This is a genomic window from Nitrososphaera sp. (assembly GCF_037447015.1).
Lineage (GTDB): Archaea > Thermoproteota > Nitrososphaeria > Nitrososphaerales > Nitrososphaeraceae > Nitrososphaera.
Genome location: NZ_JBBIHK010000003.1, coordinates 52,586 through 65,966 on the forward strand (window position 1 = coordinate 52,586; position 13,381 = coordinate 65,966).

Sequence of the window (13,381 nt, forward strand, 5' to 3'; positions counted from 1 at the left end):
CTTGCGGCAAGGGAAGGCATCAGGGGGACGCTGATCCCGGGTCGGGCGATAATCGCAAGGGCAGAGGGAGAGATGACGCGCCTTGCCGAGTTTTCCGGCTGCGTCATGCTTCTGTACGGCATGGACGGCGACCCCGGATGGGGCGGAAGGCAGACGCGCTTTATGGGCGAGGTGTACGCAGGCGACGCGCTTGAAGCAAGATACAGGGTGGCAGGCAAAAAGAATGATGATGAAGAGAAATACGGCATCCTGCGCATAGACTACGAGATAGCGAAAAAAGGAGAGGCCCGCCCGGCCGTCGTGTCGCGGGGCAACCTCTACAGGATAAAGAAATAAAGAAAGAGAGGTTTTTTCAATCACTGCTTTTGGCCGCACGCGGGGCAAAAGCGCGCGTCCTTTGACATCGACGACCCGCAGCTAGTGCAGTATTTCGTCGCAGTCGTCACGTTCATCTGCCCAAAGCTGCGCAGCACCTTGTCCTCGCCGACCAGCTCGTCTATGCCGGCAAGCACGCCGCGTATGATGTCGTCGTTCAGGTTAAAGACCGGCCTGGCGGCCCTGCCCTTGTCGTCTTTGCAGGCAAGCTGGATCATCAGGTCGTCCTCATGCAGCCCCTTTTTCCTTGTGATTATGGTGGCCTCTGAAATGTCTGTTGCAGGTATGATCATCTCTTCCACCCCGGAGGTGGGCTTGAAGACCAGCCGGTTCTTGCCGCCCTTTTCTCTAAAGAGCACCAGCTTGCCCCCAAGCGACTGCCCCTTCCATCCCGGCCACCCTTCAACATAGTCGCAGTCGTAGGCCCGGCTGTCGACGGCCGCGGCTGACGGCGCGCCTGCAGCATCTCGTGCCCCTGCCGTGGCAGGGCCTGCTCTTGCGCTGTCTGCCAGGAACCGTGCTTGGTCGCGTACGAACTTCCACAGGTTGTCTTCGAATTTCTTGGCAGTGTACAGCTTGACAAGCGACGCAGTGATGCCTACAACAGGCACGATGAACAGGGGCGCAGAAGTCACCAGGTTCTTGCCCCACTCGCCGGTGCCTACGGTGACTTCAAACTTTTCAGGCGAGCCCTTTATGGTAATGTCGGTGCTGCGCCTCGCCCCTGCAGCCGTCCTGAGCGCGCCCGCCTTTCTCGCTTGTATGAAAAACCACGAGGCCGGCTCGGTCTGGTCCTTGGAGAACGCGACTTCAAAGTTGTTCTCCTGGAGGTAGGTCTCGATCCTAGTGGCCAGCCTTCCAAGATCTGTATACAGGTTGGTAAAAGTCTCTGTTTTGCCCATGGGTTGCGGTTTTCCAGCGTCTTTCCTATATTGCTTTCCGGTTTCGACGGCTTTGTTAAAAAGTCAGGAGTTGAGTGGGAAATCTTGAGCTTACGATCCTAATTGAACGGGGCCATATCACTTTTTACACAAAGCCGGTTTCGACACTAAGTTTTTTTAACCTAAAACCATTGGGTAAAGGTGGGAGTGCCGGGGCTAAAGCACGACAGGGTAGCAGCGGTTGTGGTTTCAAACCTTGAAGGGGTTCTGGGCCACCGCATCATGGACGCCCTGGTGGACAAGATAAACTGCGACTACCTCGGGAGCGAGATGGAAGTCGTGCAGGCCATCGAAAGCCGGCCCGAGCTGTTCGAAAGGGCAGTGTCGTCGATACTCGGCAAGGGAGGAGACGTCATACTCTCCGTGGTGTGCAGAAAGGTGTACCAGGAGCTTGGTCTCGACCCGGCAGCGTGCGAAGGCAGGGGCTTTGCAGAGAGCATCAAAAAGCTGCGCGACTGCTGACTAAAAGCCTGCCTTTTTCAGCTTTGAGCCGCAGTTTGGGCACGACGCCTTGTTGTGCTTTGTTCCGCAGTTCATGCAGTAATAGTCTATGCCCTTTGAGGCAAACGGGTTGCCGCCGCCAAAGAAGGACGGGCCGGCCTGCCCCATCCGGCGCATCATTGCGCGCCTGCGCCAGTACGCTATCCCGATTATGACTCCAATCAACACGACCAGCGATATAGGGAAGGGGAGGATCAGCGAGATGGCTATGCTGATGGCAAAATAGATGCCTATCCACATCAGCTGGTTCATCATGAATTTCTTGGTCGCTTCGTCCATCGGCAGCAGCTCTCTAGAATATCTTGGATATGCCCTTATTTAAAAAGATGCGAGGCCCGCCCCCGAGATGAACCTCTTATGGGGAAAGGTTTGTTGGAGGCGGGCGCGTACCTCGGCGGCCCCTCTCATCTTGTAGAGGGGCGGGTTGGCTGGCGGTACGATAGGGATTGTTGGCTGCAGGATGGTAATAATGAGTGGGTGTACAGTGTCTTGCAGTTTACGCGCAGCACTGTTATTCAGAAGCAGCAAAAGGGGCGAGCCGGTGCATCGCATGGCTAGATATCGCCTCGTGGGCGGATGCGTCCCTCGGGTCCAGAAACACCAGGCTGCACTGCTCGCAGTAGAACAGGACTTCGGCGTCAGGCACGGTTTCTGGCCTTTGACCCATGTTTGTACATGGGTGAATGCGCAAGTGCAGCTATAAGCGCATCGGACGAATATTGTAGACGTACATAACAATATACGTTAACCAAAATCTAGAAGCGTTGTCTGTTTCTGGCCGCCGGGAGAGACGAGGTTGGTGACCCGCAGCCCGACCTTGCGCACCGGCTTGCCGTCGTATGAGAAGCGGTCCGCAAGCACGGGTATCGCAGAGGCTATGGCCTCCCGCCCCGCCTTGGCGCCCTGAAACGACACCTCCCTCGACTCGGTGGCAAAGTCGCTTCGCACCAGCTTGACGCCGACGGTGCGGAACATGTAGCCTTTCCTGGCGATGCGGGAATAAAGCTCGTCGACCAGGCCGTGGAGGTGGGCGATCACCTCGTCCCGGCTCCTGGCGTGGAGCTCAAGGCTGTGCTCTGTGCTCACCGAGACATGGTCGTCGCGGGGCTGGACCGGCTCGTCGTCTGCCCCCGTCGCCACGTGCCACATCCAGACTCCCATGTTTTTGCCAAACAGGGCTGCAAGCCTTTGCACGTCGCAGGCCGCAAGCTGCCCTATCGTCTCTACCCCCATCGCCCTCTTGAGCTCCTGCTGCGTCTTGGGGCCGATGCCGGATATGCGCCCCACCTCAAGCGGGGCCAAAAAGTCCTGCAGCTGGTCCGGGTAGACGATGGTGGTGCCGTCCGGCTTGACAAAATCGCATGCTATCTTGGCCGCCGACTTGGTCGGCGCTATCCCGACAGAGACGGAGAGGCCGCAGCGCTCCAGAATAGCCTTCTTTATATCGGCCGCATAGCGTTCCGGGCCCGCTCCGGGGGCGGCAGCAAGCCTGTCGGTGCAGTCGACAAACGCCTCGTCGATGCTTGCCTGCTCAAGCACGGAGGCAAACCCGGCCAGGACGGCCATCACCTTCTCGGACACCTGCTTGTAATACGGGATATCGACGGGCCGCAGGATGAGGTCGGGGCAGAGGGCAAGCGCCCTTGAGAGGGGCATGGCAGACTTTACCCCGAACCGGCGCGCCGCGTACGAGCACGACGACACCACGCCCCGGGTTATGCTGCCGGCAGGCTGGTCGGTCATGATGACTGCGTGGGGCGCGCCCCTGAGCGCCGGCTCGCGCAGCTCCTCGCATGATGGATAGAACGCGTTGAGGTCGATGCAGGCAACCGCCCTGCCGGTCCACCACTTTCTTGCACCCTGCTGCGAAAGGTTTGCTGCGGAGACGGGCTTTAGAGTAAGAAGAGGGCCGGCGTACTTTTTCTCAGGCAGCCCGAGCGCGGCAAGGGCGGCGTTGGCAATTCCGGGGTGGTCTGCAATGATCACAGTGGTTTCGACGCGCCTGTCGTCCTGCGCCTCTTGCCGGGCCTTGTCCACCCACGCCTTCCACATGCCACTGTTGTCATTGCTTCCTTCTGTTGCCGCCCCGGCCAGGCGCAAATAGATGGTGTCAGACGTGACTGCGGCCTGCGGCGGGCCCTGCCTGCCACTCGACCACATGAGCGCCGTGCCGCGCCTCCTCATGATCCCGTATGCAAGGTCTGAGAACCACGACTGGTGCACGGGGTCGATCACGACGGAATAGCCGTGGTAGGTGCACGCGTCAAGCGTCTCTTCAAGCCACCTGCGCCCGCCGTCTGCAAACTCGATGTCCGGAGCCCGCACGACGACTGCGAGCACCTTCTCCTCGACAGGCGCCAGCCCTTCCAGAAAGGCTCCGAGCCGGCCTTCCCCCTCCACCGCCTCCAGCGGAGGCAAGCGCACTGCGAACCGAAAAGCCGGCGGCGTCTCGGCGGCCCAGTGCTTTAGCGAGAAACGGTAAGTCGCTGGCAGGGCGACTTCGACTATGTCAAAGATCCTCGAATAATAGGACAGGTATTCCTTGGGCGCAAGCGAGTCGGGATACAGGCCGCGCAGGAACCTCCAGCCGGCGCATCCTGCAAAGTACTTCAATTGCAAAAGGCAGCTTTTTGGAGGAGGGATATAACGGATGAGATACCTGCGGGGGAGGGTGGGGGGTTAGAGGGAGGGAGTAGATAGGTGGGGACATGATAGTGAGGGCGGCTGGAGATAAAGAACAGAACAGGTCAGGCGCTTGCCACGCGCTCGACTGCTGGATGGCACGAGTAACAGTAGCCGCACTTGACGCAGGCATGAGGTGTCCTCTTGCCGCAGAGCCGGCACTCGGCATACCGCTCCTTCAATGGCGAGAGGTATTCATGGCACCGCATGGCCAGTCTACAATAGTTGATCGTCGAACCTGCTAATGACCTTTCTCCTCCCTCCTCAGTTGGTTCAAATACCGCTGCCAGCTTTAACGCCGGCATATGCCAACCGGCAAGATAGAGACGAAATTTGGAGACATAAACATCGAGTTCTTTCCAGACGTGGCCCCAAAGCACGTAGAGAATTTCAAAAAGCTGGCCTCGTCTGGCTTTTACGACGGCACCCTCTTCCACAGGATAGTGCCCGGCTTTGTGATACAGGGCGGCGACCCTCTGACCAAAAAGATGGAGAACAAGTCGAGGTGGGGCACCGGCGGCCCGGGATGGACGGTCAAGGCCGAGTTCAACAAGATAAAGCACTCCCGGGGCGTGCTTTCGATGGCAAGGGCGATGGACCCAAACAGCGCCGGCTCGCAGTTCTTTATCGTGCTCAAAGACTCTAACTTTCTGGACAACCAGTACACCGTCTTTGGCAAGGTGACCTCGGGCATGGACGCAGTTGACAAGATAGCCGCGCTAAAGACGGGCCCAAACGACGCGCCCGTGGACGCCGAGCAGGCCAGAATGGTAAAAGTGACGTACAGCGACTAGATATTTAGGCAGGCCGCGGCTGACAATCAGCCCATGCCGGCGTACGCCGCCCTCATCATCGAGGCCCACGCCTTTTTCACGGTCGGCTCGCTCACCCCGCACAGCTTGTAGATGGTGAGCCCCACCCAGGCAGACATGAACGCCCAGGCAAGGCTGTCAATGTCTATGTCGCTCCTGAAAAAGCCGCGCTCGACCTGCCTTTGCAGGTACGATACGATTACGCCGTGGACGCGCAGCCTGTGCTCGTGCATAGCCTTTTTCAGCCGGGGGTTGCGCGTGGACTCGACCAGCATCTCAAAGATGACGCGGTCGTCGCCGGGGCGACCAATCTTGCGGAACGTCTCGTAAAACTGCTCTGCGTCTGCCACCAGGTCCTCCCTGGTGGGCGCTTCGGCGTCCAGCGGCTCACGAAGCTGGTTGATATAGTGCTCGCTTATCGCGATGAACAGGTCCTCTTTGCTCTTGAAGTAGAGATAGAGCGTGCCCTTGCTGAGCCCTATCCGCCGGGCGATGTCGTCCATCTTGGTGCGGTCAAAGCCTGCCTGCGAAAAGCTCTCTATGGCGGCGTGGATTATCCTGTCCCGCACCTCGGCCTTGTGCATGCTGGTCACTTTTGGCACTAGGCAGACTCACACCTCGGCATTGTGAAACAGAGTTGGCACCAGTCGCTAATAAACATAACTGACTGGTCAGTCATTTTTATAGATGCGCGGTATATTAGGAGCTTGCGAGAAAAAAGATGTCCATTGCCGGTGCGGGTGAAAGTCGTTGAAGTCTTTTAGCCTCAAGGCGCTCAACCTTGTAGAGAGCGCAGGCATCGGCGCGACTGCCACCTTTATGCCGCTGTTTGCAAACGCGCTCACAAACTCGTACGTGCTGGTGGGCGCCATAGTCGCAGGGTACGGCCTGGCGCAGGCGCTTTCCTACGCGTATTTTGCAAGGATCTACGACGGGCGCGGCTCCCGGGCGCGGCTTGTGCTCATCAGGCTTGGCTACCTGCTCTGCGCGGCGGCGTTTTTCATGCACCTGCTTGCGTTTGACGGCCTGTCGCTCTTTGCCATCAGGATCTTTGCCGGCGTCGCAACCGGCGTCTATGCAGGGGCACTCATCGCCAAGGCGTACGAGGCAAGCGCAAAAAAGCTGGCCCTTGCAGGCATCATCTCGTTTGGCTCGCTTGGGTGGTTCGTGGGCACTATTGGCGCCGGCGCGCTCAAGGAAGCGTTTGCCGGCGACGCAAGGGTCGTCTTTGCGCTCAGCGGAGCCATGTTCTTTGCAGGGTTTGCAGTGTCGCTCAGGCTCAGGCACTCCCCGGCAGACGATGCAGAGACGAACAAAGAAGATGAAATGGAAGGCAAGACTGGGGGCGGCAGTGTGCGCACCACGCTTGAACTTTTGCGCCACAACAGGACGGTCTACTCGTCGTTCTTTTTGCGCCAGTTCGGGGCAAGCGCCGTGTGGAGTATGTTCCCCATCTTTCTGGCAAAGGAGCTTGGCGCCAGCGATTTCTGGATTGGCGCCATATACGCGGCAAACGCCATGACCCAGTTTGTCTTCATGAACAGGTTTGGCAGGTTCACGCATTCCAACTATTACAGGTCGATACAGCTTGGGGCTGCCCTGTCAGCGGCCGTGTTTGGCCTGTATTTCGTGGCGCAAGAGTACTGGCAGGCGTTCCCCATACAGGTGGTGCTTGGCGTGTCATGGAGCACGCTGTACATAGGCTCGCTCCTGCTGCTCCTGGACAGGAACAGGGAGAAGGCGACTTCCAGCGCGCTTCTCGAATCGACGATAAGCGTCGGGGCAATAGCAGGGCCGCTTGCAGGCGGGATAATTGCCGAGCTTTTCGGGATCAGGTCTGTGCTGCTCTTTGCGTTTGCAGTCACCGCAGGGTCGTTTGCCATGTCAAGGACGCTGAAAAGGCAGGCAGTCAGTAGCAGCGCAAATGTGAGCAGATCTGGACGAGATCTGGAAAAATCGTTTTAATAATCGGCGCAGCTGCAGCCTCCATGAACAGAAAGAACGTCATAATCGCGATAATCGCAGCCGCAATTCTGGTGCCTGCTGCAGCGTACGCCGCCGCGCCGCTTTTTGTCAGCACCACGATAGACGAGCCGCTGCCTCCTACAGCAGTGTCGTCAGAGGCAGGCATGAACGACGCGGCAGAGCCGGCACAAGAAAAAGATTCTACTGCTGACGACGACGATGATGATGATGCCAAGCACATGGCCGCGGAAGGCGGCCGACAGCAGCAAGGCGAGACAGCGATGGAGGAAAAGGGAGAAGCAGCCATGGCCGACAAGAAAGAAGAGAAGGGAGATGTCATGGTAAAAGATGAAAGCGCCGCAGCGATGGATGATGAAGATGAGGAAGAGGAGAAAGACTCAGCTACTACAAAAGGTGCAATGGAGAAGGAAAATGAAGCCACTGCCGGCACCGCCGCAGAGGCCACGACAGAGGAGATCGGGGGCGTCTTTTCAGGCGCCGGCGACGGGTTCCACAACGCCGAGGGCATCGCAAGGGTGCTGCACCTGGAGGACGGCAGCGCGCTGCTGAGGCTTGAAGACTTCAAGGTGACAAATGGGCCTGACCTCTACGTCTACCTTGCGACTGACAGGGGCGTGACAGACTATGTTGACTTAGGCAGGCTCAAGGCAAGCAGCGGGAACCAGAACTATGAGCTGCCAGAAGGCGTCGACCTGGAAAAGTACGACAACGTCGTCATCTGGTGCAAGTCGTTCTCTGTGTATTTTGGCGGGGCCCAGCTCTCGGCCGCCTGAATGATCCCTTTCTCATTTTTTGGCTATCTTGTCAAAAAGCGCAGGGTTGTCGATGAACGCCTGGTTGTACGCCCTGTTTGTCAGTCTGTCGGCTTCCCGGTTCTCAGACCGGGGCACCCACTCTATTCTGACATCCCTGAAGCGGGCCTTTAGCTCGGCAGCCTTTCTAAAGAGGGGCACGATGCGCTTTGTGCCCACCTTGAACCGGCCGTTCATCTGGTTCACCACCAGCTGCGAGTCGCTCTTGACCACTATCTTTTCAGGTTCAAGGCCGCTTGCTGCGAGCCACTCTAACGCCTTTATCAGCGCGGTGTATTCGGCCACGTTGTTTGTCGCGTCGGGTGAAAAAGGCTCGGCTGCAAGGCCGTGCTCGCTTTTGAGCGTGGCGCCGCTGCCTCTGTCCTTGACCACGTACGCGTAGCATGCAATGCCGCCCGGGTTTATCGGCTGGCACAGGCCGTCAAAAAACACCTCCACCTCTTTTGCCTTTTGCAACAGTACTATCGAGGAGGCGCGCTGGTTATCACCTTATCGCCCAGCTCCTGCGCGGCGTCAGAGACCTTGCCGGCGATCCCCTTTACCACGGGGTTGTCGCCGACTTTTTTCACGCCTTGTACGACGCCAGAGAAAAAGGTCTGCCATCCAAGCCCCAGTACGGCAAGTACAAGCATGCCCAAGGCCACCCACGTGATGACGCCCACGCTTTAGAGAGGCCAAAAATCGATATTAACGCTTGAGTAAGAGGTTTCTATTAGAATCAGCTAAATTAAAGCTAAAGGTAAATTTGTCATCTGTCGATGTCTTTTCACCTTTTTTGCAAAGGCTGCAAATAGAAATGACGCAGGCAGAACCGCACCAGGGCCGGCACAACTACTACCAAAAGTACGCAAAGAGCTCAAAGACAGAGCTCATAGACGAGATCGCCAGGCTGACAGAGCAGGTGCGCGCAAAAGACGACGAGATATCACTTTTGAAGAAAAAGCTTGCGCTGTACAGGTCGCTAAAATAAAAAAGCAGGATAAGAAAAATTTTGGAGGAAAGGGCGAGGGGCCACTTTTCCCCTCTCCCTCTCGCATGGCGGAATTACTTCTCAGGCTTGCACTCCCATCTCAAAGACGACCTGGACGGTCATCTGTATGTCCTGCTGTCCTGGCAGTATCGTCGTCCCGTCGGTCGTATTCTGGCCTGCCTCGTCAAAGTTCTTGTAGTAGACTGGGAAGAACACGTCGTTGAGGTTTATCGACTTGACGCTGACCACCTGCATCCCGACTGCAGCCGCTGCCTTTTCTGCGCGGGCCTTGGCGTTCCCTATGGCCCTGGCGATGAGGCTGTCGCGGATCTCTTCCTGCTTTGCCTCGGAGACAAAGAAGTAAGCGCCGCTCACGTTGTTTGCGCCTGCTTCCACCGCCGCGTCGATGACCTTGCCCACGTCTGCCTTGGCGTCGAGCGTCACCGTCACAGAGTTGACCGCCCTGTAGCCTGTCACCTCGCTCTTGGGGTGGCACTCGGGCGGCTGCGGGTAGATCTCGATGCACGGCGGGCTCACGCTCTCGTATATCGGGAACACGCTGTACGAGCCTGTCTGCGTCTGGTTTGCAGTTATCCCAAGGCGCGCAAGTGCGTCAAGCACGCGCTTCATTATCCGGGCATTCTCGGCCGCTGCCTTGGCTGCCGTGTCCCCCTTGGTGTCCACGCCAATGTCCACGCGGACTTTGTCAGGATCGACCTTGACCGTCGCGGATCCCGAAGTCGATACGGTTGGTTTCTCATCCTTTGTCTGCTCTTGCGGCTGCGGACTTTGCGCAGCCGCCAAAGTCAACATCTGGCCGCCGGTGATGCTGGCCGCGACCAGCCCTATTGCAAGGATGCCTGCAATCAGGGCAAAGTTGCGTTTGTTGCTGTTGTTGTTGCCGTTTGTCTTTTGCTGTTCAGACATGACGGCCATTAGTTTGTGCCCAGTCTACCTAAGCCTAGGTTTCAGAACGCGTTCCGCGCCCCTGTTTTGCATTTCAGAACGGAGGCTTTTTCGTCGTTTGGCGATAGTATAACTATGTAAAATATGCAATTTCCTTTGCAATATTTATAGGATTCCTGTGTTTCGGGCTGGCAGATGACCTTTAAATCAGCCAAACGTCGAATATTGGCGTGGAACGCTGGAACGGCGGCGTCAGAACACCCCAGAAAGGGTGTTCTAAACTCTAGAATTAAGATGGAAAGGTTGGTTAATAGCATCGTCGGAGAGAGGGAGTGAACAAGAGATAATGGCAAGGTTTTCCATGTACGGCATGGCCGGCATAGGCATTGCGGCCGCCATAGGGTTTGTGCTCGTCCTGAGCTCGATAAGTACCAACATACCGGTAACTGAAGTAACCAGGATCGTCGACGAGGGAACGCTGCAGCAGTCTGGAGGCCAGACCCAGGCGGCACTTACGGTAGCGTCCAGCCAAAAGCTGATCAAGTTTACGTCTCTTGACGAGATCAGGGCGTTCCTTGTGAATGTAGAGAGCAACAGAGGCGCCCTTATGTCGAACTTTGGCGGCGGAATGACAAAGCTCCAATCAGGGCAGTGGAGTCCATCAGCTTCTACTACCTATGGGCCAGAAATTGCCGCCGCGCCGCCTGCGATCCAGCTTACTGTAACTGACGCAGACAGGAACGCCGACACGTCGATGGCGTCAGGTGCGGCAGCAGGTTCGACGTTTTCCACCACCAACGTCCAGGTCGCCGGCGTCGACGAGCCGGACTTTATGAAAAACGACGGCAAGTACGCCTACGTGCTGTCAGGCGACAAGCTCACGATAGCAGAGGTATACCCCGCCGAGTCGGCCAAAGTGGTGGCCAAGGTCGGCCTCGACATACAGCAGGGCCAGTACCTGCAAAACATGTTTCTGAACAACAACACGCTGGCTGTGATGTACCAGGAATACGGCCAAGACAACATAATACCGCAGTACGAGGTGGCGCCGCAGCCCGTGTACGTGCCCAAGACGCACGTCATTGTGCTAGACATCTCTGACAGGGAAGACCCCAAGCTGTTGAACGACTATACGCTGACAGGCGCGTACAACAATGCAAGGATGATAGGCCACTACGTCTACGTGGTGACGACAAGCGACCTCTACAGCTATTACCAGCCTCTGCTCCCCAAAATAGCGTGGGCCGGCAGCGCGCTGGTTCCAGACGTTTACTACTTTGAGAACCCCGAGCCGTACTATAATTTCAACACGGTCGCGTCGATAGACATACTCGCCGCAGGCAAGGACGGCGGAGGGGCGGTCAACTCCAAGACGTTCATGATGAACCCCGCCTCGACGCTGTATGTGTCGGAAAAGAGCATCTACATCGCCTACCAAAAGTACCAGCCCTACCACTATTACAGCCAGGCAAGCCGCGAGCGGTTCTTTGAGGTGGTGGTTCCGCTGCTTCCACAGGAGGCGCAGATGCGGATCAAGACGATAGACGCAGACCAGTCGCTTTCTGACTCGCAAAAGTGGGACAGGATGGCGGCCGCCCTCCAGGACATGTACAACATGATGAGTGAGCAGGAAAAGGCGCAGTTTATAGAGAAGGTGCAAAAGGCGCTTGCCGACTACGACGCCAAGATACAAAAGGACGCCATGAGGACGGTCGTCCACAAGATAGCGATAGGCGAAAACGGCCAGCTCGACTATGTCGCCAAGGGCGAGGTCCCAGGCAGGCTGCTGAACCAGTTCTCGATGGACGAAAAGGGAGACAGGTTCAGGGTCGCCACGACGGTCGAATACTACTCGCCGTCGTCGCAGGGCCTGTACAGCAACGTGTACGTGCTCGACTCCCAGATGAACACGGTGGGCAGGCTGGAGCAGATAGAGCCGGGCGAGTCCATCTACTCTACGCGCTTTATCGGCGACCGCCTGTACATGGTGACGTTCCAGAGGATAGACCCGTTCTTTGTGATCGATCTGTCCACGGACCAGCCCAGGATACTTGGCGCGCTCAAGCTGCCCGGCTACTCGACGTACCTGCACCCCTATGACGAAAACCACATCATAGGGCTTGGCAAGGACACCAAGGACAACGGGTACGGCGGCGTGATAGCCACAGGGGTAAAGGTGGCGCTCTTTGACGTGTCCAACGTGTCAAGCCCGCGGCTTGTGGACAGCTACACGATAGAGGGCTCGGGCACCGCCTCGGAGGCCATCTACGACCACAAGGCGTTCTTCTTTGACAAAAACAGGAACGTGCTCTCCATACCGGTGACAAGCTACGACGCAGAGCCCAAGCACGACGCAGAAGGCAGGTACATCCAGCCAAAGACGTGGCGCGGGTTCTATGTGCTGGACGTGAACGAAAGCAGAGGCGTAGAGCTTAAAGGCAAGATAGAGCATCCCGCTGCAGGCGGACAGGGTGGCGGCGACGGAGTCTACTACTATGGCCCGCAGGGCACCGGCAGGTCGTTCTTTATCGACGGCGTGCTCTACACAGTGACGCAGAACAACCTGATCAAGATGAACGACATCCAGACGCTGCAGGAGCTGAACAAGCTGGAAATTGGGAGCACGGGTGGCATCATAAAGTACCCCGAGCCTCTCAGAGAAGAGGCAGGATGAGAAGAGGTCGAGGTGCAGACGCCGCAGCTTTTGTTGCGCCGGCTAGATGACGTTGTTATTGCCGGCGTACCGCCTCTTTCCTTCTCCTTCTTTCTTTGTCATCCTTCTCTCTCTTGGCGAGCAAAAGAGTGTCTTTGGCAGAGGCAGCACATGCGTATGTGTAAGCGCATACGTTCTGCGGCCTGCTCAATGAGAAAATAATTTTAGATACCGCGCTGTACCCCATCTCATGTCTACTATAGAAGGAGAACAGGGAACGGCAGTACAGCCGGAAACAACAGAGGAGAACACGATGGCAGCAGCAGGAGGAGGAGAAGGAGCCGAAGCCTCCAGTCAGTCGCCATCAGCAGCCCCATCGCTCCCGATGCCAGAGCGCACCGTGTCAAACGAGGAGGCGATGATAGCACAGGTGCTGTCCAGAGTGAAAAAGCAGGCAAAGCAGATTGAAAAGATGCAAAAGACCGTAGGCCAGATCCTCGACTCTTTGAAAAGGGCCGACAAGGAGCGCGCCAAGCATGGCAGGCAGGTCGAGCAGCAGAACAAAAAGATGATGTCGCAGGTGGCCCAGCTGCAAAAGCGCCTGGCAAAGGCAGGCAAGAACGCAGGCGGCAAAGGCAGAAACAGCAAGGCAAGGTCAAAAGCAGGCAAGAAAAAGGCCGCCGCGGCAAGAAGGCGCTAGCCGCCATAGAGAAAAAAAGAAGAAAAGAGAAAGAGGGTAGGCA

Annotated in this window: 17 protein-coding genes; 8 read left to right on the plus strand and 9 right to left on the minus strand. The window is 57.2% G+C overall.

The features are described from left to right. Positions 1-336: hypothetical protein (locus WKI84_RS01980; RefSeq protein ID WP_337861838.1), on the plus strand; the 336-nt coding region annotated here is incomplete at its 5' end. A 20-nt stretch (positions 337-356) separates the two neighbouring features. Here WKI84_RS01980 and WKI84_RS01985 read toward each other — a convergent pair. Further along, positions 357-1,277, minus strand: coding sequence for a zinc ribbon domain-containing protein (locus WKI84_RS01985; RefSeq protein ID WP_337861839.1), 921 nt, complete (start codon positions 1,275-1,277; stop codon positions 357-359). A 180-nt stretch (positions 1,278-1,457) separates the two neighbouring features. Between WKI84_RS01985 and WKI84_RS01990 the strand changes: the two genes are divergently transcribed. Further along, positions 1,458-1,778, plus strand: coding sequence for a hypothetical protein (locus WKI84_RS01990; protein WP_337861840.1), 321 nt, complete (start codon positions 1,458-1,460; stop codon positions 1,776-1,778). On the opposite strand, the gene WKI84_RS01995 is transcribed toward WKI84_RS01990, so the two are convergent. The 4 genes from WKI84_RS01995 to WKI84_RS02010 form a co-directional block, all read right to left on the minus strand. Next, positions 1,779-2,096 (minus strand): hypothetical protein, encoded by a 318-nt coding sequence (locus WKI84_RS01995; protein WP_337861841.1) that lies wholly within the window; start codon positions 2,094-2,096, stop codon positions 1,779-1,781. 232 nt (positions 2,097-2,328) lie between these two features. Further along, positions 2,329-2,484, minus strand: coding sequence for a hypothetical protein (locus WKI84_RS02000; protein WP_337861842.1), 156 nt, complete (start codon positions 2,482-2,484; stop codon positions 2,329-2,331). A 77-nt stretch (positions 2,485-2,561) separates the two neighbouring features. Next, entirely contained in the window at positions 2,562-4,436 is a 1,875-nt protein-coding gene (gene dinB, locus WKI84_RS02005; RefSeq protein ID WP_337861843.1) for a DNA polymerase IV, read from the minus strand. 128 nt (positions 4,437-4,564) lie between these two features. Next, complete coding sequence (locus WKI84_RS02010) at positions 4,565-4,804, minus strand: hypothetical protein (protein ID WP_337861844.1); 240 nt, start codon at positions 4,802-4,804, stop codon at positions 4,565-4,567. Here WKI84_RS02010 and WKI84_RS02015 point away from each other — a divergent pair, their 5' ends adjacent. Next, complete coding sequence (locus tag WKI84_RS02015) at positions 4,805-5,293, plus strand: peptidylprolyl isomerase (RefSeq protein ID WP_337861845.1); 489 nt, start codon at positions 4,805-4,807, stop codon at positions 5,291-5,293. 26 nt (positions 5,294-5,319) lie between these two features. Here the strand turns inward: WKI84_RS02015 and WKI84_RS02020 are convergent, their stop codons facing one another. Continuing rightward, positions 5,320-5,895 (minus strand): TetR/AcrR family transcriptional regulator, encoded by a 576-nt coding sequence (locus tag WKI84_RS02020; protein WP_337861921.1) that lies wholly within the window; start codon positions 5,893-5,895, stop codon positions 5,320-5,322. Positions 5,896-6,061: 166 nt separating this feature from the next. Between WKI84_RS02020 and WKI84_RS02025 the strand changes: the two genes are divergently transcribed. Continuing rightward, positions 6,062-7,276: an MFS transporter gene (locus WKI84_RS02025; protein WP_337861846.1), complete on the plus strand. Its 1,215-nt coding sequence runs from the start codon at positions 6,062-6,064 to the stop codon at positions 7,274-7,276. 23 nt (positions 7,277-7,299) lie between these two features. After that, positions 7,300-8,070 carry a DM13 domain-containing protein gene (locus tag WKI84_RS02030; protein WP_337861847.1) on the plus strand — a complete coding sequence of 257 codons (771 nt, stop codon included), beginning with the start codon at positions 7,300-7,302 and terminating at the stop codon, positions 8,068-8,070. A 12-nt stretch (positions 8,071-8,082) separates the two neighbouring features. On the opposite strand, the gene rnhA is transcribed toward WKI84_RS02030, so the two are convergent. Both rnhA and WKI84_RS02040 read right to left on the minus strand, forming a co-directional pair. Then, complete coding sequence (rnhA, locus tag WKI84_RS02035; RefSeq protein WP_337861848.1) at positions 8,083-8,565, minus strand: ribonuclease HI; 483 nt, start codon at positions 8,563-8,565, stop codon at positions 8,083-8,085. A 5-nt stretch (positions 8,566-8,570) separates the two neighbouring features. Next, a complete protein-coding gene (locus WKI84_RS02040) occupies positions 8,571-8,771 on the minus strand; it encodes a hypothetical protein (RefSeq protein WP_337861849.1) in 201 nt (66 codons plus the stop codon). Between the two features lie 134 nt (positions 8,772-8,905). Here WKI84_RS02040 and WKI84_RS02045 point away from each other — a divergent pair, with 134 nt between their 5' ends. Further along, a complete protein-coding gene (locus WKI84_RS02045) occupies positions 8,906-9,079 on the plus strand; it encodes a hypothetical protein (protein WP_337861850.1) in 174 nt (57 codons plus the stop codon). An 81-nt stretch (positions 9,080-9,160) separates the two neighbouring features. On the opposite strand, the gene WKI84_RS02050 is transcribed toward WKI84_RS02045, so the two are convergent. Next, positions 9,161-10,006, minus strand: a complete 846-nt coding sequence (locus tag WKI84_RS02050) for an SIMPL domain-containing protein (RefSeq protein ID WP_337861851.1) — start codon at positions 10,004-10,006, stop codon at positions 9,161-9,163. Between the two features lie 325 nt (positions 10,007-10,331). On the opposite strand from WKI84_RS02050, the gene WKI84_RS02055 reads away from it, so the two are divergent. Further along, the gene (locus tag WKI84_RS02055) at positions 10,332-12,659 is read left to right on the plus strand and encodes a beta-propeller domain-containing protein (RefSeq protein ID WP_337861852.1); all 2,328 of its coding nucleotides are present in this window, start codon (positions 10,332-10,334) and stop codon (positions 12,657-12,659) included. Positions 12,660-12,888: 229 nt separating this feature from the next. Beyond that, complete coding sequence (locus WKI84_RS02060; protein WP_337861853.1) at positions 12,889-13,338, plus strand: hypothetical protein; 450 nt, start codon at positions 12,889-12,891, stop codon at positions 13,336-13,338. The last annotated feature ends 43 nt before the right edge of the window (positions 13,339-13,381 follow it).

Coding starts and splice junctions, on each gene's coding strand:
- WKI84_RS02055 (WP_337861852.1), top strand. CDS start 10,332: ATGGCAAGGTTTTCCATGTACGGCATGGCCGGCATAGGCATTGCGGCC.
- WKI84_RS02050 (WP_337861851.1), bottom strand. CDS start 10,006: ATGTCTGAACAGCAAAAGACAAACGGCAACAACAACAGCAACAAACGC.
- WKI84_RS01985 (WP_337861839.1), bottom strand. CDS start 1,277: ATGGGCAAAACAGAGACTTTTACCAACCTGTATACAGATCTTGGAAGG.
- WKI84_RS02045 (WP_337861850.1), top strand. CDS start 8,906: ATGACGCAGGCAGAACCGCACCAGGGCCGGCACAACTACTACCAAAAG.
- WKI84_RS02000 (WP_337861842.1), bottom strand. CDS start 2,484: ATGGGTCAAAGGCCAGAAACCGTGCCTGACGCCGAAGTCCTGTTCTAC.
- WKI84_RS01995 (WP_337861841.1), bottom strand. CDS start 2,096: ATGGACGAAGCGACCAAGAAATTCATGATGAACCAGCTGATGTGGATA.
- WKI84_RS02020 (WP_337861921.1), bottom strand. CDS start 5,895: ATGCACAAGGCCGAGGTGCGGGACAGGATAATCCACGCCGCCATAGAG.
- WKI84_RS02015 (WP_337861845.1), top strand. CDS start 4,805: ATGCCAACCGGCAAGATAGAGACGAAATTTGGAGACATAAACATCGAG.
- WKI84_RS02010 (WP_337861844.1), bottom strand. CDS start 4,804: ATGCCGGCGTTAAAGCTGGCAGCGGTATTTGAACCAACTGAGGAGGGA.
- WKI84_RS02060 (WP_337861853.1), top strand. CDS start 12,889: ATGTCTACTATAGAAGGAGAACAGGGAACGGCAGTACAGCCGGAAACA.
- WKI84_RS02030 (WP_337861847.1), top strand. CDS start 7,300: ATGAACAGAAAGAACGTCATAATCGCGATAATCGCAGCCGCAATTCTG.